Genomic DNA, 18,120 nt, shown 5'->3' on the forward strand with positions numbered 1-18,120 from the left:
AACCGAAATTCGGTTACTTTCACGATTCGCATGCTTGGCCAATCGGTTGGACCATTTCCAAAACACCGTTTTGTGTTCTTGGATTGACACGCTCTCTCAAGTACCTTCCGCTACACGTTTGAGGGAAACGTCACCGAGACGAGGGCCTATGGCTACCAAACCCAAAACCGCTGCTTCGCGCAGCCAGGGGGGCACGCGCTCGCGTTCCCGCCAGTCGACAAGCCGGAGCGCCACCAAGACGCCGGCAATCGCGGAATTCTCCAAGGAAGAAGAGCTTGCCGCCTATCGCGACATGCTGCTGATCCGTCGCTTCGAGGAAAAGGCCGGCCAGCTCTATGGTATGGGCCTCATCGGCGGTTTCTGCCATCTCTACATCGGCCAGGAAGCCGTCGTGGTCGGCATGCAGATGGCGCTGAAGCCGGGCGATCAGGTGATCACCGGCTATCGCGACCACGGCCACATGCTTGCCACGGGCATGGAAGCCAAAGGCGTCATGGCCGAGCTGACCGGTCGCCGCGGGGGCTACTCCAAGGGCAAGGGCGGCTCGATGCACATGTTCTCCAAGGAGAAGGCCTTCTATGGCGGTCATGGCATCGTCGGCGCCCAGGTTCCGCTCGGCACGGGCCTTGCCTTCGTCAATCGCTACCGCGAGACCGACAACGTAGCGCTCGCCTATTTCGGCGACGGCGCCTCCAACCAGGGGCAGGTCTACGAGAGCTTCAACATGGCGAAGCTTTGGAAGCTGCCGGTCATCTACATCATCGAGAACAACAAGTACGGCATGGGCACGAGCGTCGAGCGCGCGTCCTCCAATGTCGACCTGTCGGAGCGTGGCGCCTCGTTCGACATTCCCGGCGAGCAGGTGGACGGCATGGACGTGCGCGCGGTGAAGGCCGCCGGCGACAAGGCCGTCGCCCACTGCCGGGCCGGCAACGGTCCCTACATCCTTGAAATGCTGACCTATCGCTATCGCGGTCACTCCATGTCGGATCCGGCCAAGTACCGCTCGAAGGAAGAGGTGCAGAAGATGCGCACCGAGCACGACCCGATCGAGCAGGTGCGCAAGCGGCTTCTGGACAAGAAGTGGGCCTCCGAGGACGAGCTCAAGGGCGTCGACAAGGACGTGCGCGCGCTCGTCGGCGAGGCGGCCGAATTCGCCCAGACCGACCCTGAGCCCGATCCGTCGGAGCTCTGGACCGATATTCTGCGCTGAGGCGAGGGGACACACATCATGCCGACCGAAATTCTGATGCCGGCCCTCTCGCCGACCATGGAAGAGGGCAAGCTCTCCAAATGGCTCGTGAAGGAGGGTGACGAGGTCACCGCCGGCGACGTCATTGCCGAGATCGAGACTGACAAGGCGACCATGGAAGTGGAAGCCGTCGATGAGGGTACGGTGGCCAAGATCCTCGTCTCCGAGGGCACCGAGGGCGTGAAGGTCAACACGCCGATCGCGGTGCTGGCGGGCGAGGGCGAGGATGCCTCCGCAGCCGCCGAAAAGGCGGCTGAAGAGACAAGCGAGAAGCCGCAGACCACGCCGCCGCCGGGTGCGGAAAAAGCGCCATCGGAATCCGCCAATGCGCCCGTTGCGGCCGCGCCCAAGGGGCCGGAGCCGGCGGACGATCCGGAGATCCCGGAAGGCACGGAGATGGTCTCCACCACCGTGCGCGAGGCGCTTCGCGATGCCATGGCGGAAGAAATGCGCCGCGACGGCGACGTCTTCGTCATGGGCGAGGAAGTGGCCGAATACCAGGGCGCCTACAAGATCACGCAAGGGCTGCTCGACGAATTCGGCGCCAGGCGCGTGATCGACACGCCGATCACCGAGCACGGTTTTGCCGGCCTCGGCGTCGGAGCGGCGCTCGGCGGCCTGAAGCCGATCGTCGAGTTCATGACCTTCAACTTCGCCATGCAGGCGATTGACCAGATCATCAACTCCGCCGCCAAGACGCTCTACATGTCCGGCGGCCAGATGGGCTGTCCGATCGTGTTCCGCGGTCCGAACGGCGCCGCCGCGCGCGTCGCCGCCCAGCACAGCCAGGATTACTCCTCCTGGTACGCGCATGTGCCTGGCCTGACGGTCGTCCAGCCGTGGTCGGCCGCCGATGCCAAGGGACTGCTGAAGTCGGCTATCCGCTCGCCGAACCCGGTCATCTTCCTTGAAAACGAGATCCTCTACGGCCAGTCCTTCGAGGTTCCCAAGATCGACGACTGGACTGTGCCGCTCGGCAAGGCCAAGGTCGTGAAGGCGGGCTCGGATGTCACCCTCGTCTCCTTCGGCATCGGCATGACCTATGCCATGAAGGCGGCGGAGGAACTGACGGAGATGGGGATCGATGCCGAGGTGATCGACCTCAGGACGGTTCGCCCGCTCGACATCGACACGGTTCTCGCCTCGGTGAAGAAGACCGGGCGCTGCGTGACGGTGGAAGAAGGCTGGCCAATCTGCTCGATTTCCTCCGAAATCGGTTTCCAGCTCATGGAAAAGGCCTTCGACTATCTCGATGCGCCGGTTGCCCGCGTGACGGGCAAGGACGTGCCGATGCCCTATGCGGCAAATCTGGAAAAGCTGGCTCTGCCTTCGGTCGCGGAAGTGATCGACGCGGTCAAGGCCGTGACCTACACGGCGTGAGGAGGGACGCAAATGCCCATCGATATTCTGATGCCGGCGCTCTCTCCCACCATGGAAGAGGGCAAGCTCGCCAAGTGGCTTGTCAAGGAGGGCGATACGGTTTCGGCCGGTGACGTCATCGCCGAAATCGAGACCGACAAGGCGACCATGGAAGTGGAAGCCGTCGACGAAGGGACGGTCGGCAAGATCCTCGTGCCCGACGATACCGAAGGCGTGAAGGTCAACGAACGCATCGCGGTCCTGCTCGAAGAGGGCGAGGACGCGAGCGCGATTTCCGATGCGGGCGGTTCGGGCGGCGGGGCTGCCAAACCGTCACCGCAGCCGGCCGAGGCGCCCAAGGCAGAAAAGGCAGAGGCGGCCCATTCGAATGGTGCCGCCACGGCGGATGCGGCAAAGACGTCGGCTCCGCCCGAAGGGGGTAAGGCCGGTCCAGTGCCGCGTTCCAACGGCGAGCGCGTCTTCGCCTCGCCGCTTGCCCGCCGAATTGCGGCGCTCAACGATCTCGACATCACCGCGCTCAAGGGCTCCGGCCCGAAGGGCCGCATCGTCCAGCGTGACGTCGAGGCGGCGATGAAGTCCGGTGGGGCCAAGACGACCGCCGCGTCCGAGGCACCTGCCGCAAAGGCCGCGCCGCAGGCTGCCGCTCCCGCCATGGCGACGCCGCCGAGTGACGATGCCGTCCTGAAGCTCTTCGAGGATGGGTCTTACGAACTCGTGCCGCATGACGGCATGCGCAAGACCATCGCGCGCCGGCTGACTGAGTCCAAGCAGACCGTTCCGCACTTCTACCTGACGGCGGACTGCAACATCGATGCGCTGCTGGCCCTTCGCGCCCAGCTCAATTCCAGCGCACCGAAGGACCAGGACGGCAACCCGGCCTACAAGCTGTCGGTCAACGACATGATCATCAAGGCGCAGGCGCTCGCGCTGAAGGCGGTGCCGGAGGCCAATGCCTCGTGGACCGAAGCCAACATGGTCATGCACAAGCATGCCGACGTTGGCGTCGCGGTCTCCATTCCGGGCGGTCTGATCACGCCGATCATCCGGCGGGCCGAGGAAAAGACGCTGTCCACCATCTCCAACGAGATGAAGGATCTGGCCAAGCGGGCCAAGGACCGCAAGCTGCAGCCCTCCGAATACCAGGGCGGCTCCACGGCGGTCTCGAACCTCGGCATGTTCGGGGTGCGCGACTTCTACGCCGTCATCAACCCGCCGCATGCCACGATCCTTGCGGTCGGCGCGGGCGAGAAGCGGGCCATCGTCAAGGACGATGCCGTTGCCATCGCCACGATGATGACCGTGACGCTCGCCACCGATCACCGGGCGGTCGACGGCGCGCTCGGCGCCCAGCTCCTCAAGGCTTTCAAGGGCTTCATCGAAAGCCCGATGAGCATGCTGGTGTAATTCGACAATCCGTAGCTGGCCCGGCGCGGCGGGAAACCGCCTCTTCGCCGGGCCGGAACAGTATTGTCTGCGAATTTCTCATGAATACCGGCGCGCCGTTTAACGGTCGTCCGGGAACTTGACGCGACGCCGCGGCCTTGGCTCCGCAGGCCTTCGCGAGACCTAGGAAAGGGTGGGGCATGGCCGATACCTCATACGACGTCATCGTCATCGGGTCGGGGCCCGGCGGATATGTGACCGCGATCCGTGCCGCGCAGCTTGGCTTCAAGACGGCGATCGTGGAGCCGAAGCATCTGGGCGGCATCTGCCTGAACTGGGGCTGCATCCCGACCAAGGCGCTGCTGCGCTCCGCCGAGGTCTACCACTACATGGAGCACGCCAAGGATTTCGGTCTTTCGGCGGACAAGATCGGCTTCGATATCTCCGCCGTGGTCAAGCGCTCGCGCGGCGTCTCCAATCAGCTCACCACCGGCGTCGGCTTCCTGATGAAGAAGAACAAGATCGACGTTATCTGGGGCTTCGCGGAGCTGACCGCGCCCGGCAAGATCAAGGTCAAGGACGCGGAGAATCCGCCCAAGGGCGCGCTGAAGGGCGGCGACTATTCCGCCAAGCACATCATCGTTGCCACCGGCGCGCGGCCGCGCGTGATCCCCGGCATTGAGCCCGACAAGAAGCTGATATGGACCTATTTCGAGGCGATGGTTCCCGAGACGATGCCGAAGTCGCTGATCGTCATGGGCTCGGGCGCCATCGGTATCGAATTCGCCTCTTTCTATCGCTTCATGGGCGCTGACGTCACGGTCGTGGAAATGATGCCGCAGGTCTTGCCGGTGGAGGATGCCGAAATCGCCGCCCATGCCCGCAAGCGCTTCGAGAAGCAGGGCATCAAGATGCTCACCGACGCGAAGGTGTCCAAGGTCGTCAAGGGCAAGGACAGCGTCATCGCCACCGTGGAGACAAAGGACGGCAAGACCCAGGAGATCACTGCGGATCGCATGATTTCGGCCGTCGGCGTCGTCGGCAATATCGAGAACCTCGGGCTTGAGAAGCTCGGCGTGAAGACCGACCGCGGCTGCGTGGTCATTGACGGGTTCGGCCGCACCAACGTGCCGGGCATCTACGCGATCGGCGATGTCGCCGGGCCGCCGATGCTCGCCCACAAGGCGGAGCACGAGGGCGTCATCTGCGTGGAAAAGATCAAGGGGCTCGATGTCCATCCGATGGACAAGAAGAAGATCCCCGGCTGCACCTACTGCCAGCCGCAGATCGCCTCCGTTGGATTGACGGAAGCCAAGGCCAAGGAGGCCGGTCACGAGGTCAAGGTCGGCCGCTTCCCCTTCATCGGCAACGGCAAGGCGATCGCGCTCGGCGAGCCGGAGGGGTTGGTCAAGACGGTGTTCGATGCCAAGACCGGCCAGCTTCTGGGCGCGCACATGGTGGGCGCGGAAGTGACCGAGCTCATCCAGGGCTTCGTCGTCGCCATGAACCTGGAGACGACCGAGGAAGAACTGATGCACACGGTCTTCCCGCATCCCACGCTGTCTGAAATGATGCACGAGAGCGTGCTGGACGCCTACGGCAAGGCGCTCAACTTCTAGGGCGCCGATCCCGTCGGCACGGCGGACAAGGCGAGGGGAGATCATGCACATGTACGGTTTCGGCTGGATCATGACGATCATCATCGGCGCGCTGGCCGGGTGGATCGCCGAGAAGATCATGAAGGCGGATCACGGGCTGATCCTCAACATCGTGCTCGGGATCCTCGGCGCGGTGATCGCCAATGCCCTGCTGTTCCGGCTCATCGGGCACACGATGGCCGGGTTCATCGGGCAGCTTGCGGTCGCGGTGGCCGGCGCGTGTCTGCTGATCTTTCTCTTTCGCGCCATTCGACGTTGAACCACGCCGCCAAAGGCTTAAAAGGCCTCGATAGAAATTCCCAGAAGCTGCCGGCCGCCCTTGACGGCGGGCACTGTCCGCGAGACATGTTTGGTCATGGTCACAGTCCTCGATACCGTTTCTGGCGCTGACGCGCAGCGAGCGCGTCCGCGTCATCCGGAAAAGCAGAAGAACGCCGAGACGCCGATGAAGCGCAAGCCGGCGTGGATCCGCGTGAAGGCGCCGGGCTCTCCGGTCTATCGCGAGACGCAGGAGGTCGTGCGCTCAAACAAGCTGGTGACGGTGTGCGAGGAGGCGGGCTGCCCCAATATCGGCGAATGCTGGTCCAAGAAGCACGCCAGCTTCATGATCCTCGGCGACACTTGCACGCGCGCCTGCGCCTTCTGCAACGTGCGCACCGGCATGCCCGGTCCGATCGATCCCGACGAGCCGAAGGGCATCGGCGAGGCGGTCGCGGCGATGGGGCTTGATCATGTGGTCATCACCTCGGTCGATCGTGACGATCTGGATGACGGCGGCGCCCGGCATTTCGCAGACGTGATCCAGGCGATCCGCTCGCGCTCGCCGGAGACGACCGTCGAGGTGCTGACCCCCGATTTCCTGCGCAAGGAGGGGGCGCTGGAGATCGTCGTGAAGGCGAAGCCCGACGTCTTCAACCACAATCTGGAAACCGTGCCCTCGAACTATCTGAAGGTTCGCCCCGGTGCGCGCTACTTCCATTCGATCCGGCTGCTGCAAAGGGCCAAGGAACTCGATCCGACCATCTTCACCAAGTCCGGCATCATGGTCGGGCTCGGCGAGGAACGGAACGAGGTGCTGCAGTTGATGGATGATCTGCGCTCGGCCGATGTGGACTTCCTGACCATCGGCCAGTACCTGCAGCCGACCCGCAAGCATCATCCGGTTATCGACTACATCACTCCCGAGGCCTTCAAGGCCTATGAGCAGATCGCTTATGCGAAGGGCTTCCTGAAGGTCTCGGCCAGCCCGCTGACGCGGTCCTCGCACCATGCCGGCGACGATTTCCGTGATCTGAAGGCGGCTCGCCTTGCCCGCGACGGGATGGCGGCGCACGCCTGACACCGTCGGCGCCAGGCATTCCAGCGGATCGCTGCGTGTTTTTTCCGGCTTGCGCGGAGTTGGCCGGACGCGGCAGAAAAGGGGAGGGTGCGGAACCGTCGGTTCTTGTCGCCGTTCGCACAATGCAAGGCCGCACCGCAGCCGTCATGAATCGGTCGGCGGCCGAAATCTGGAGCGCTTGACTTGCAGGCGAAATCGCCTGTCCGGCAAAGCACCTCGGATCAACAGTTTGAGCCCACGTTCTTCGATCTGATCGGGCCGATCCGATCGGAGCATGCTCTAGAATCAGGGAGCCGCGAGTACCCCCAGCATGCCGACTTTCCAGACAAGCCGCCGTGTCCAGCATTCGGCTGACGACATGTTCGATCTCGTTGCGGATGTTGAAAAATACCCCCGGTTCGTGCCGCTCTGCCAATCGCTGAAGGTTAGAGGGCGGCGCGAGCTGGAGGATGGCCGTGTCGTTCTGATCTCCGACATGACGGTCGCCTACAAGGTCTTCAGCGAAACGTTTGCCAGCCGGGTCACGCTGGACAGGGCGCAGCGGCAGATCATCGTCGAGTATCTGGAAGGCCCGTTCCGTCACCTGGAAAACCGGTGGGACTTCAAACCGGTGGGCGAGGACCGGTGTGACGTGGGATTCTTCATCACCTACGAGTTCCGTTCGCGTACCCTCGGCTCGCTGATGGGGGCCATGTTCGACAAGGCGTTCCGAAAATTCGCCTCGGCTTTCGAGGCTCGCGCCGACGAGATCTACGGCACCGCCTGACCCGTCGCGAGATGGCTCAGCGCGCCGAACGCTTGTTGAGGAGCTCGATCCAGCCGTATTTCTTGTCGGTCGGGAGGTCAGGAGCGCCCTGGACCTTTGGCCGGGCCTCGTCGCGGACCTGGGCAAGCTGCTGCTCGGGGTTGCGACAGATCAGTCGCCAGGTCTTGCCGTTGGAATATTCCACGCCAAGGCTGTGGCCCTCATAGGCCTGATTGTCCAACCAATCGATCGTATTCCAGTAGACGTAATAGCTGCGCCCGCAATAGTCGACGCGCGTCATTTGCTGTCTGGCCAAATCTTTCTGGAAAATCTGGTGGCTGGACAGGAATGCACCAGCCTCGTCGCGCGAGATGATATGAACCTCGCCCGCAGCCGCGGCCGATGCCGAAAACAAGCCGGCCGCCATGAGAAGATAACTGATGCGCATTCCTCTCATCCCCAGAACGTCTTGTGGTCCATGCTGGCGTCATGCCGGGCACCGTCACCACGTCGTTCCAGAATGATCCTACTCATCGCGGATTGAAATACCCCGAAATGAATCAATCGAATTTGAAATAAGTTGCAATGCATAGCCGGCTGCCGCGGTGCGGATTGAAGAACGCCCTAAATCAGAAAAGCTTCTGACCGAATGCGTCGTTTCCGCGTGTCTTGACGCGATTGCAAAATGCACAAGTCCGACGGGCTTGTCGGCAGAGCCGCCGCCGGGGCCCGCAATTCCGGTTATGGAGACCGCGATGTCGGCATTCGAATGTCTCACCGCGCCTTCGGCCATGGCCTTCGCCACGACGGCGCTGACGGCCCCGTGCTCCGCCAGCATGTCTTGCGCAACGCCGAGCATCTCCATCTTGGCTTCGTTCGAATAGGTGATGTAGCCGCGCTCGAACACGGTCGAGGATCCCTCGATTTCGGTAAGGGCCGCGCTGACCAGTCCCCCCGTACAAGACTCAGCTGTCGCGAGCTTCAGGTTCGCCGCGCGGGCGCCGGCAAGGATTTCGCGGGCAATCGCATGAAACGGCGTCAGGTCGGTCATTGTCTTCGGTCCTCGTCGGAAAGTCCGGTCCTTGACCGGCGAAATCGCGCCTTACGCCATCGGGAGCCGGATCGTGGCCGCGGCGAGAGCCGCGATGCCTTCGCGCCGTCCCGTGAAGCCGAGCCGCTCCGATGTCGTCGCCTTCACCGCCACCCGGTCCACGGCGATACCGCAGATTTCGGCGATACGGGCTCGCATGGAATCGCGATGCGGTCCGATCTTCGGAGCCTCGCAGACGATCGTCAAATCGAGATGTGCGATTGCGCCGCCCCGCGCTGCTACGGCGCTCACCGCCTCGCGCAGGAAGATCTCGGAGGACGCCCCCTTCCATTGCGGATCGCTTGGCGGAAAATGCGAGCCGATATCCCCGTCGCAAAGCGCGCCGAAAATCGCGTCCGTGATCGCGTGAAGGGCGACATCCGCGTCCGAATGGCCGGAAAGGCGCCGATCATGGGGAATGTCGATGCCGCCCAGCGTGACATGATCGCCTTCGGCAAAGGCATGAACGTCATAGCCCTGGCCCATGCGGATGTCCGCAAGCGCGCTCCAGGCGTCACGCGTTGCGCGCGCTTCGGCCTGTTGCAGGTCGTCTGTCGTCGTGATCTTCATGTTTTCTCGCTCGCCCTGGACCACGAATACTTCCCGGCCGTTCCATTCGGCCACGGCGGCATCGTCGGTGAAATCGGCAACGCCTTCTGCGGCAGCCCGCCTGTGGGCCTCAAGCAGGGGGCCGAACCGGAACCCTTGCGGGGTTTGCGCCGCCCATAACCGGTCGCGCGGGACGGTTTCGACGATCCGCCCGGAAGAATCGACGCGTTTCAATGTGTCCACGACCGGCGTTGCGGCCAACACGGCATCATGGCCGGCAAGGAGTGCATCAATGACCGCATCGACGGTATCGGGAGAGACGAAGGGTCGCACCCCGTCGTGAACCAGCACGAAGTCGGGCTCGTATTTGGCCAGTGCTTCGAGCCCCGCATGCACCGACGCCTGGCGCGTGGCGCCGCCTGGAACCGGTGCGGCCAGCCGTTCTCCGATCTGGATGTCGGCGACGGCCGCTTCATAGATGTCACGATCCTCGGCATGAATGACGGCAAGAAGCGGCGAAATCCGCTCGGCGACTGCCAGTGATTGCAGGCTTTTGGCCAGAATCGTCCGCCCGCCGATCGGCATGTACTGCTTCGGGGCAGAGCCGGGAGCGGCTCCCATGCGGGTTCCTCGGCCGGCGGCAACGACTAGGGCGGCGATACGTGGTGGTGTCGGCACGATACTTGCGAATTCCTGCTTGAGCATTCCGGTTCCCGGCGCGGCGCGCGCCGAAGCGGGCTGCCGTTTTTCGGTCAATTAGGCGGGAGTGACAATCTTCTTGTACAAAATGCGTGCAATCTCTTGCCGAAGCACGAACAATGTCTAATATGTGTGCAATGACAGATAATGCTCAGGAATTAAGCATGGAAGCTGGGCGGCATGCGGCGGGCGGCGCTCCGGCGGCTAATGGAGCCGTTTCCGGCAGTTCGCGTGCTTCCGACTCACCGTGCGGCGATCCGAATTCTTGCTTCTGCGCGCCTGAAACGGCAGCGCAATCGGAGAACGATCATCGGCAAGGCATGACGGTTTCCTTGGTAATCGGTGGCGTGCAGTTGCGCAACCGCGCGTTTCTCGCGCCCATGTCAGGCGTGAGCGATTTGCCGTTTCGCAGGATCGCGGCGCGGTTCGGCGCGGGGCTGGTGGTTTCCGAGATGGTCGCGAGCGACGCGCTTGTCGATGGAGACGAGGAAACCGTCCTTCGCTCTGTCGGCGAGGGAATCTTTCCTCACGTGGTGCAGCTTGCCGGTCGCGAGGCGCGCTGGATGGCGGAAGGTGCACGGCGGGCGGAAGCCGCCGGCGCCGATATCATCGACATCAACATGGGGTGTCCCGCCAAGCGGGTCACGACAGGCTATTCCGGCTCCGCGCTGATGCGCGATCTGGATCACGCGATGACGCTGGTGGAGGCGACGGTCGCGGCGGTTTCGGTTCCGGTGACCCTGAAGATGCGGCTCGGCTGGGATGAGGCGTCGATCAACGCTCCGGAGCTTGCGAGGCGTGCGGAGGCGGCCGGCGTTGCGATGGTCACGGTGCACGGGCGCACCCGCTGCCAGTTTTACAAGGGGCGCGCGGACTGGGATGCCATTCGAGCGGTTCGCGAGGCCGTGACGATTCCGCTTGTGGCCAACGGCGACTGCGGATCGGTGGAGGATGCCCGCGAGATGATGGCGCGGGCCGGGGCCGATGCGGTGATGGTGGGGAGGGCGAGTTACGGGCGGCCCTGGCTCGCGGGCCAGATCGGGGCGGCTCTGAACGGTATGGCTCAGCCGGATGCGCCGCGAGGCGCCGCGCTCGCCGATCTGGTTGCCGAGCACTACGAGGCGTTGCTGACCCATTATGGCGTTCATATCGGGCTGCGCGCTGCCCGCAAGCATCTCGGCTGGTATCTGGACGCGGCATTCGTCGAGTGCCCCGGCCAGGAGCGTCGAATTCTCATGACGGCGGAGGATCCCGCCGTCGTTCTGCGCCTCGTGGAAAAGATCTTCCGCGACGGCGATGTTCGGAGTGCCGCATGAGCGATGATCTGATAAAGGGCGCGCGCCCGCTCCCCGTAGAGGGGGAGACGACGGTTCTGGACGCGATTCCGCATCCCGTTCTGCTTGTGGCGCCGGATGGCGAGGTGGAGGCGGCAAACACGGCTGCCGAGGAATTCTTCGGCGCCAGCGGCGCTGTTCTGCGCCGGCACAAGCTCAGCTATTTCATACCCTTCGGCAGCCCTGTTCTCACGCTGATCGAACAGGTGCGCGAGCGCGGTGCGCCCGTCAACGAATACAAGGTCGACATCTCCTCTCCGCGGATCGGTACGGAAAAGATGGTCGACATATACGCCAGTCCCGTTGCCGAACATCCCGGCTACGTGACCCTGATGTTTCAGGAACGCACGATGGCGGAAAAGATCGACCGCCAGCTCACCTCACGCGGCGCCGCGCGCACGGTGACGAGCCTTGCGGCGATGCTGGCGCACGAGATCAAGAACCCGCTTTCCGGGATCCGCGGGGCCGCTCAGCTTCTGGAGCAGTCCGCGGACGACAACGACCGGGCACTTACCCGTCTCATCATGGAAGAGGCGGACAGGATCGTGAAGCTTGTCGACCGGATGGAGGTTTTCTCCGACGAGCGGCCGGTGGACCGCGAGCCGGTAAACATCCACGTCATTCTCGACCACGTGAAGCGGCTCGCGCAGTCGGGGTTTGCACGCAACATCTCCATCGTCGAGGAATACGACCCCTCGTTGCCGCCGGTCTACGCCAACCGCGACCAGCTCATTCAGGTGTTTCTGAACCTGGTGAAGAATGCGACGGAAGCGATTGGCGCGGACGCGGAAGGAGAGATCGTGCTTTCCACCGCGTTCCGCCCCGGGATCCGTCTGTCGGTGCCGGGCGCGGCCGAACGCGTGTCGCTGCCGCTGGAGTTCTGCGTGCGCGATAACGGCCCGGGCGTGCCGGAGGACCTTTTGTCCTATCTGTTCGACCCCTTCGTCACGACCAAGATCAACGGAACGGGACTGGGGCTCGCGCTCGTCGCCAAGATCATCGGCGACCACGGCGGCGTCATCGAATGCGACAGCCAGCCCCGCAAGACAACTTTCCGCATTCTCATGCCGGCTTTCGTCGACGCTTCTGGCGTTGAGGAAGACGCCGGCACCGAAGGCAAGACCGGCGGTGAAACGTCCGACAGCGACAGGAACGACTGACCATGCCCAGCGGCACTATTCTCGTAGCCGACGATGACGCAGCAATCCGGACCGTTTTGAATCAGGCTCTGTCGCGGGCAGGCTATACCGTGCAGTTGACTTCCAACGCCGCGACGCTCTGGCGTTGGGTCTCCTCCGGCGACGGCGACCTCGTGATCACCGATGTGGTCATGCCGGACGAGAACGCGTTCGATCTGCTTCCGCGCATCAAGAAGCTGAGGCCGGATCTGCCGGTCATCGTCATGAGCGCGCAGAACACCTTCATGACGGCGATCCGGGCATCGGAGCGCGGCGCCTACGAATACCTGCCGAAGCCCTTTGATCTGAAGGAGCTGATCTCGATCGTTGGCCGCGCGCTGGCTGAGCCCAAGTCGAAGCGGGTCGCGGGTGCTGAAGACACTGGCGAGAATATCCCGCTGGTCGGACGCTCGCCCGCGATGCAGGAGATCTATCGCGTTCTCGCGCGGTTGATGCAGACAGATCTGACCGTGATGATCACCGGGGAGTCCGGCACCGGCAAGGAACTGGTGGCCCGCGCGCTCCACGACTACGGCAAGCGCCGCAACGGCCCGTTTGTGGCTATCAACATGGCGGCCATCCCGCGCGATCTGATCGAGGCGGAGCTGTTCGGACACGAGAAGGGGGCGTTCACGGGCGCGCAGGCACGGAGCGCCGGCCGGTTCGAGCAGGCCGACGGCGGTACGCTGTTTCTCGACGAGATCGGCGACATGCCCATGGAGGCGCAGACCCGGCTTTTGCGCGTGCTCCAGCAGGGCGAGTACACGGCGGTGGGCGGGCGCACCCCGATCAAGACCGACGTGCGCATTGTCGCGGCCACCAACAAGGACCTGCGACAACTGATCAACCAGGGCCTCTTCCGCGAGGATCTTTACTTCCGGCTCAATGTCGTTCCGCTGAGGCTGCCGCCGCTGCGCGAACGCGGGGAGGATATCCCGGATCTCGTCCGGCACTTCTTCGCGCTCGTCGAGAAGGAAGGCCTGCCAGCCAAGCAGATCGAGCAGGCCGCGCTCGACCAGCTTCGCCGCTACCGCTGGCCGGGCAACGTGCGCGAGCTCGAAAACCTCATCCGCCGGCTGGCGGCGCTTTATCCGCAGGAAGTCATCACCGCCAATCTCGTCGAGCAGGAGCTGTCGCAACAGAGCGCGGCGCCGAGCGAACAGGATGGCGATGCCTCCGAGACCGACCTTTCCGGTTCGGTAGAGCGGTTCCTCAATGCCTATTTCGCCAATTTCGGCGATGCCTTGCCGCCTCCGGGCCTCTATCACCGTGTGCTCCGGGAAGTGGAATATCCGCTTCTGTCATCCGCGCTTGCAGCCACGCGGGGCAACCAGATCAAGGCGGCAGAGCTCCTGGGCGTCAACCGCAATACGCTGCGCAAGAAAATCCGCGATCTCGATATCCAGGTAATCCGCAACTCCCGTTAGTGTCTCAGGGTCTGGCATCTTCTCGAGGTGCCAGACCGGGATCGCAGCGCTTGATTTCGTCTCGCGCAGAATGGCGCGTCAGCGCATTGGATGATTTCCTAGGATATTTTCCGGCGATGATTTCCGGGGATGGTTTGCCGGTGCAGTCGGAGCTGTCCGGCCGCGCACGAGTGCGACGCGGCGGGCGTCACCGTTCTTGCGCGTTCCGGCTGCGGCGGGGCGAGATCACAAGCCCGTTATCCGCCATTTGCGGGCTGCATATTTTCCATGCCTTTGCTATGTCGCATTTTCGCTACAGTGTGTGATATTCGTTACGCGAATTCCTTGGCGCCTCCCGCTCGCGGGATGGCAGGTTTCGGGCATTTCATGACGGCTTCTGACGATTCGGTCTCCGACACACCTCCGCGCCGCCCAGCGCGCGGAAACCGGATGATCCGGTCCTACGGCCTGATCTTCATGATTCTGTCGCTGATCTCGATCGGCGTCACCTTCGCCGTGCTGACGGGACTGACGCCGATCCGGCCGACGGGACAGGTGGTATGGATCGCGCTGGCGACCAACGGCGTGCTGGTGTCCGGCCTCGTCGCCGCGATCGCCTGGGAGATCTACGGCCTCTGGGTTGCGCGCCGCCGGGGACGGGCAGCAGCGCGTCTTCAGGGGCGCATCGTCGGGCTGTTCTCCATCATCGCGATCCTTCCCGCGATCCTTGTCGCCGTGGTGGCGACAATCACGCTCGACCGGGGGCTCGACCGCTGGTTCGAGGAGCGGACCCGCTCGATCATCGACAATGCACTGACGGTCGCGCGCGCCTATCTGCAAGAGCACGCGCGCGTGCTGCGCGCCGATCTCATCGCCATGGCCAACGACATTGACCGGGCAAAGTCGGTATACGACTTCGAGCCGACGCGCTTTGACAGTTTCTTCGAGGCGCAGGCTTCGCTGCGCGGCATACCGGCGGCGTTTCTGCTCAAAAGCGACGGAACGATCGTCACGCGGACGGTGGTGGATCCCAAGGCCGATATCCTGATGCCGCCGCTGAGCTCCTTCAAGCAGGCGGATTCCGGGCAGCCCGTGCTGATCGCTCCCGGTGTATCGAGCCAGGTGGGCGGGGTGATGAAGCTCACCGCCTACAACGACATCTACCTCTATGTGACCCGGTCGATGGACCCGCGTGTGGTCGATTACCTGCGCATGTCGCAGGAGGGGGCGAAGGAGTACAACGCGCTCGACAAGAGCCGTTTCGGCGTCCAGATCGCGTTTGCGCTCGTCTATATCGGCGTGGCCCTTGTGCTGCTGCTGTCCGCCATCTGGATCGGCTTCGGTTTCGCCAACACGATGGTATCGCCGATCCGACGATTGATCGCCGCCGCCGGCCAGGTTTCCGAGGGCAATCTCTACGTTCAGGTGCCGATCGACAGGCGCGAGGGAGACCTCGCCAATCTCGGCGCCACGTTCAACAACATGACCGCCCAGCTGCGCAATCAACGTGAGGCGCTGCTGTCCGCCAACGACCAGATCGATCAGCGTCGCCGGTTCACCGAAGCCGTGCTTGCGGGCGTTACGGCCGGCGTCATCGGCATCGATGACGCGCGGCGGATCTCTCTGGTCAACCGCTCCGCCACGCTGCTGCTGCATGCGGAGGACGAAAACCTGCTTGGCCGAGATCTGACGGAGGCGGTGCCGGAGATCGGCGAGATCATCGAACCGGCGCTGTCCCACGCCTACGGCCGCACGGTGTCCGGCCAGATGATGCTGATGCGCGGCGGCAAGGAGCGGATCGTCAATGTGCGGGTGACGACGGAGCAGTCGCCACGACGAGAGCACGGCTATGTGGTGACGCTGGATGACATCACCGATCTCGTTTCCGCGCAGCGCACCTCGGCGTGGGCTGACGTTGCGCGCCGGATCGCGCACGAGATCAAGAACCCGCTGACCCCGATCCAGCTTTCCGCCGAACGTATTCGCCGACGCTACGGCAAACGCATCGAGACGGATCGCGAGGTCTTCGACCAATGCGTCAACACGATCGTGCGTCAGGTCGGCGAGATCGGGCGGATGGTCGACGAGTTCTCCTCGTTCGCCCGCATGCCCAAGCCGACCAAGGAGCATCAGGATCTGGTTGCCGCGGTGCGCGAGGCGGTGTTCCTGCAATCGGTCGGGCACCCCGATGTGCATATCGAGGCCGCGCTGCCGGACCATCCGGTGGAAGCCTATTTCGATCACCGGCTGATCGGTCAGGCCCTGATCAACGTCATCAAGAACGCCGCGGAGGCGGTGCTTGCCGCTCCCGAGGTCGAAAACGGTGATGAGAAGGGGCGCATCACGGTGACATTGCGCGAGGAGCCGGACCGGCTGGTCGTGGACATAGTGGACAACGGGATCGGGTTGCCGACCGAGAACCGCCAGCGTCTGCTGGAGCCCTATATGACGACGCGGGAGAAGGGGACCGGGCTCGGTCTCGCCATCGTGCGCAAGATCATGGAAGACCATGGCGGCGGCATCGAACTGATGGATGCGCCGCAGGTCGCGGAAGGCGGGCACGGCGCCCTGGTGCGGTTGATGATCGCCAAGGGTCCGACGCCTCACGACGAGATCCGGGAGGCGGCCGGCGAACAGGCCGTATCGGATCCGTCGGACGAACCAGACAATTCGAACAAACAAGACAACGAACCGGTGCACTCAAATGGCGTCTGATATTCTGGTTGTTGACGACGAAGCTGACATTCGCGAACTGATCGCCGGCATTCTCGACGACGAGGGTTATCAGACCCGGACCGCGGGAGACAGCGATGCGGCTCTTGCCGCGATCGCGGAACGACGGCCTTCGCTGGTCATTCTGGACATCTGGCTTCAGGGCAGCCGCCTCGACGGACTGGCGCTGCTGGACCAGATCAAGCAGCAGCACCCCGATCTGGCGGTGGTGATCATCTCCGGCCACGGCAACGTGGAAACGGCCGTCTCCGCCATCAAGCGCGGCGCCTACGACTATATCGAGAAGCCCTTCAAGGCCGACAGGCTGGTGTTGATCACCGAGCGGGCGCTGGAAGCGTCGAAGCTGCGCAGGGAGGTGGAGGAACTGCGCCAGCGCTCGGGCGGCGCCGAGCAGCTCATCGGTTCCTCCTCCGCAATCCATCATCTGCGCCAGACGATCGAGCGGGTGGCTCCGACCAACAGCCGCATCCTGATTTCCGGGCCGTCAGGCTCGGGCAAGGAACTGGCCGCGCGTACGATCCACGCTCTTTCCGGCCGCGCCAACGGTCCGTTTGTCGTCATAAATGCCGCCGCGATCACGCCGGAGCGGATGGAAGAAGAACTCTTCGGCGTGGAGCCGGACGGGGCAGGGCATCCGCGCAAGGTCGGCGCGCTGGAGGAGGCCCATGGCGGCACCCTCTATCTCGATGCCGTGGCCGACATGCCGCGCGAAACGCAGAGCAAGATCCTGCGCGTTCTGGTTGACCAGACGTTCACCCGGGTCAACGGCGCCACGCGCGTCCATGTCGACATTCGCATCGTGTCGTCATCCTCGCGGGATCTGGAGATGGAAATCGCCGAGGGCCGGTTCCGCGAGGATCTCTTCCACCGTCTGGGCGTGGTTCCGCTGCGCGTGCCTGGGCTTGCGGAGCGGCGCGAGGACATTCCGGAACTGGTTTCGTTCTTCATGGACCAGATTTCCGCGAGTTCGGGATTGCCGGTTCGCCAGATCGCGCCCGATGCGATGGCTGTGCTGCAGACGCATGACTGGCCGGGCAACATCCGCCAGCTTCGCAACAACGTAGAACGGCTGATGATCCTGACGCGCGGCGACAGCGATGCGGAGATCACCGCCGATATGCTGCCGGCCGAGGTCGGCTCGACGTTGCCGCCGATGGCCTCCAACAATGGCGGCGAGCATCTGATGGCGATGCCGCTCAGGGAAGCACGTGAGATGTTCGAGCGCGATTATCTGCAGGCGCAGATCAAGCGCTTCGGCGGCAATATCTCGCGCACCGCCGAGTTTGTCGGCATGGAACGCTCCGCTTTGCATCGCAAGCTGAAGTCTCTCGGCGTCTCCTGAGGCAGGGCGCCGGCCGAAACCTAATCCTTGCA

15 protein-coding genes are annotated in these 18,120 nt (G+C 63.7%); 12 read left to right on the forward strand and 3 right to left on the reverse strand.

What is annotated here, in order from left to right; genetic code table 11:
* The first annotated feature begins 148 nt into the window (after positions 1 to 148).
* From pdhA to V2L18_RS11125, 7 genes are all read left to right on the forward strand, one after another.
* Positions 149 to 1,213 carry a pyruvate dehydrogenase (acetyl-transferring) E1 component subunit alpha gene (gene pdhA, locus V2L18_RS11095; protein ID WP_336178313.1) on the forward strand — a complete coding sequence of 355 codons (1,065 nt, stop codon included), beginning with the start codon at positions 149 to 151 and terminating at the stop codon, positions 1,211 to 1,213.
* A gap of 18 nt (positions 1,214 to 1,231) precedes the next feature.
* Positions 1,232 to 2,632, forward strand: a complete 1,401-nt coding sequence (locus V2L18_RS11100; protein ID WP_336178314.1) for a pyruvate dehydrogenase complex E1 component subunit beta — start codon at positions 1,232 to 1,234, stop codon at positions 2,630 to 2,632.
* Positions 2,633 to 2,644: 12 nt separating this feature from the next.
* A complete protein-coding gene (locus V2L18_RS11105; RefSeq protein WP_336178315.1) occupies positions 2,645 to 4,036 on the forward strand; it encodes a pyruvate dehydrogenase complex dihydrolipoamide acetyltransferase in 1,392 nt (463 codons plus the stop codon).
* 179 nt (positions 4,037 to 4,215) lie between these two features.
* On the forward strand, positions 4,216 to 5,634 hold the full coding sequence (lpdA, locus tag V2L18_RS11110; protein ID WP_336178316.1) for a dihydrolipoyl dehydrogenase: 1,419 nt from the start codon (positions 4,216 to 4,218) through the stop codon (positions 5,632 to 5,634).
* A 43-nt stretch (positions 5,635 to 5,677) separates the two neighbouring features.
* Positions 5,678 to 5,932 carry a GlsB/YeaQ/YmgE family stress response membrane protein gene (locus V2L18_RS11115; protein WP_336178317.1) on the forward strand — a complete coding sequence of 85 codons (255 nt, stop codon included), beginning with the start codon at positions 5,678 to 5,680 and terminating at the stop codon, positions 5,930 to 5,932.
* A gap of 96 nt (positions 5,933 to 6,028) precedes the next feature.
* Positions 6,029 to 7,012: a lipoyl synthase gene (gene lipA / locus V2L18_RS11120; RefSeq protein WP_336178318.1), complete on the forward strand. Its 984-nt coding sequence runs from the start codon at positions 6,029 to 6,031 to the stop codon at positions 7,010 to 7,012.
* Positions 7,013 to 7,322: 310 nt separating this feature from the next.
* Positions 7,323 to 7,778, forward strand: coding sequence for a type II toxin-antitoxin system RatA family toxin (locus V2L18_RS11125; protein ID WP_336178319.1), 456 nt, complete (start codon positions 7,323 to 7,325; stop codon positions 7,776 to 7,778).
* Between the two features lie 16 nt (positions 7,779 to 7,794).
* On the opposite strand, the gene V2L18_RS11130 is transcribed toward V2L18_RS11125, so the two are convergent.
* The 3 genes from V2L18_RS11130 to V2L18_RS11140 form a co-directional block, all read right to left on the reverse strand.
* Positions 7,795 to 8,205, reverse strand: coding sequence for a hypothetical protein (locus V2L18_RS11130; protein WP_336178320.1), 411 nt, complete (start codon positions 8,203 to 8,205; stop codon positions 7,795 to 7,797).
* 78 nt (positions 8,206 to 8,283) lie between these two features.
* A complete protein-coding gene (locus tag V2L18_RS11135; RefSeq protein WP_336178321.1) occupies positions 8,284 to 8,808 on the reverse strand; it encodes a CinA family protein in 525 nt (174 codons plus the stop codon).
* Between the two features lie 51 nt (positions 8,809 to 8,859).
* Complete coding sequence (locus tag V2L18_RS11140) at positions 8,860 to 10,101, reverse strand: bifunctional 2-C-methyl-D-erythritol 4-phosphate cytidylyltransferase/2-C-methyl-D-erythritol 2,4-cyclodiphosphate synthase (RefSeq protein ID WP_336178322.1); 1,242 nt, start codon at positions 10,099 to 10,101, stop codon at positions 8,860 to 8,862.
* Between the two features lie 314 nt (positions 10,102 to 10,415).
* Between V2L18_RS11140 and dusB the strand changes: the two genes are divergently transcribed.
* From dusB to V2L18_RS11165, 5 genes are all read left to right on the forward strand, one after another.
* Entirely contained in the window at positions 10,416 to 11,411 is a 996-nt protein-coding gene (dusB, locus tag V2L18_RS11145; protein WP_336178323.1) for a tRNA dihydrouridine synthase DusB, read from the forward strand.
* Entirely contained in the window at positions 11,408 to 12,589 is a 1,182-nt protein-coding gene (locus V2L18_RS11150) for a nitrogen regulation protein NR(II) (protein WP_336178324.1), read from the forward strand. Before dusB ends, V2L18_RS11150 begins: the two co-directional genes overlap by 4 nt.
* A gap of 2 nt (positions 12,590 to 12,591) precedes the next feature.
* On the forward strand, positions 12,592 to 14,034 hold the full coding sequence (gene ntrC, locus V2L18_RS11155; RefSeq protein ID WP_336178325.1) for a nitrogen regulation protein NR(I): 1,443 nt from the start codon (positions 12,592 to 12,594) through the stop codon (positions 14,032 to 14,034).
* Between the two features lie 429 nt (positions 14,035 to 14,463).
* Entirely contained in the window at positions 14,464 to 16,728 is a 2,265-nt protein-coding gene (locus V2L18_RS11160; RefSeq protein ID WP_336178326.1) for a PAS domain-containing sensor histidine kinase, read from the forward strand.
* Positions 16,718 to 18,088: a sigma-54 dependent transcriptional regulator gene (locus V2L18_RS11165; RefSeq protein WP_336178327.1), complete on the forward strand. Its 1,371-nt coding sequence runs from the start codon at positions 16,718 to 16,720 to the stop codon at positions 18,086 to 18,088. Before V2L18_RS11160 ends, V2L18_RS11165 begins: the two co-directional genes overlap by 11 nt.
* Positions 18,089 to 18,120 lie beyond the last annotated feature (32 nt).

Source organism: Breoghania sp. JC706, assembly GCF_037026715.1.
GTDB lineage: Bacteria > Pseudomonadota > Alphaproteobacteria > Rhizobiales > Stappiaceae > Breoghania.

Coding starts and splice junctions, on each gene's coding strand:
- pdhA (WP_336178313.1), top strand. CDS start 149: ATGGCTACCAAACCCAAAACCGCTGCTTCGCGCAGCCAGGGGGGCACG.
- V2L18_RS11100 (WP_336178314.1), top strand. CDS start 1,232: ATGCCGACCGAAATTCTGATGCCGGCCCTCTCGCCGACCATGGAAGAG.
- V2L18_RS11105 (WP_336178315.1), top strand. CDS start 2,645: ATGCCCATCGATATTCTGATGCCGGCGCTCTCTCCCACCATGGAAGAG.
- lpdA (WP_336178316.1), top strand. CDS start 4,216: ATGGCCGATACCTCATACGACGTCATCGTCATCGGGTCGGGGCCCGGC.
- V2L18_RS11115 (WP_336178317.1), top strand. CDS start 5,678: ATGCACATGTACGGTTTCGGCTGGATCATGACGATCATCATCGGCGCG.
- lipA (WP_336178318.1), top strand. CDS start 6,029: ATGGTCACAGTCCTCGATACCGTTTCTGGCGCTGACGCGCAGCGAGCG.
- V2L18_RS11125 (WP_336178319.1), top strand. CDS start 7,323: ATGCCGACTTTCCAGACAAGCCGCCGTGTCCAGCATTCGGCTGACGAC.
- V2L18_RS11130 (WP_336178320.1), bottom strand. CDS start 8,205: ATGCGCATCAGTTATCTTCTCATGGCGGCCGGCTTGTTTTCGGCATCG.
- V2L18_RS11135 (WP_336178321.1), bottom strand. CDS start 8,808: ATGACCGACCTGACGCCGTTTCATGCGATTGCCCGCGAAATCCTTGCC.
- V2L18_RS11140 (WP_336178322.1), bottom strand. CDS start 10,101: ATGCTCAAGCAGGAATTCGCAAGTATCGTGCCGACACCACCACGTATC.
- dusB (WP_336178323.1), top strand. CDS start 10,416: ATGACGGTTTCCTTGGTAATCGGTGGCGTGCAGTTGCGCAACCGCGCG.
- V2L18_RS11150 (WP_336178324.1), top strand. CDS start 11,408: ATGAGCGATGATCTGATAAAGGGCGCGCGCCCGCTCCCCGTAGAGGGG.
- ntrC (WP_336178325.1), top strand. CDS start 12,592: ATGCCCAGCGGCACTATTCTCGTAGCCGACGATGACGCAGCAATCCGG.
- V2L18_RS11160 (WP_336178326.1), top strand. CDS start 14,464: ATGATCCGGTCCTACGGCCTGATCTTCATGATTCTGTCGCTGATCTCG.
- V2L18_RS11165 (WP_336178327.1), top strand. CDS start 16,718: ATGGCGTCTGATATTCTGGTTGTTGACGACGAAGCTGACATTCGCGAA.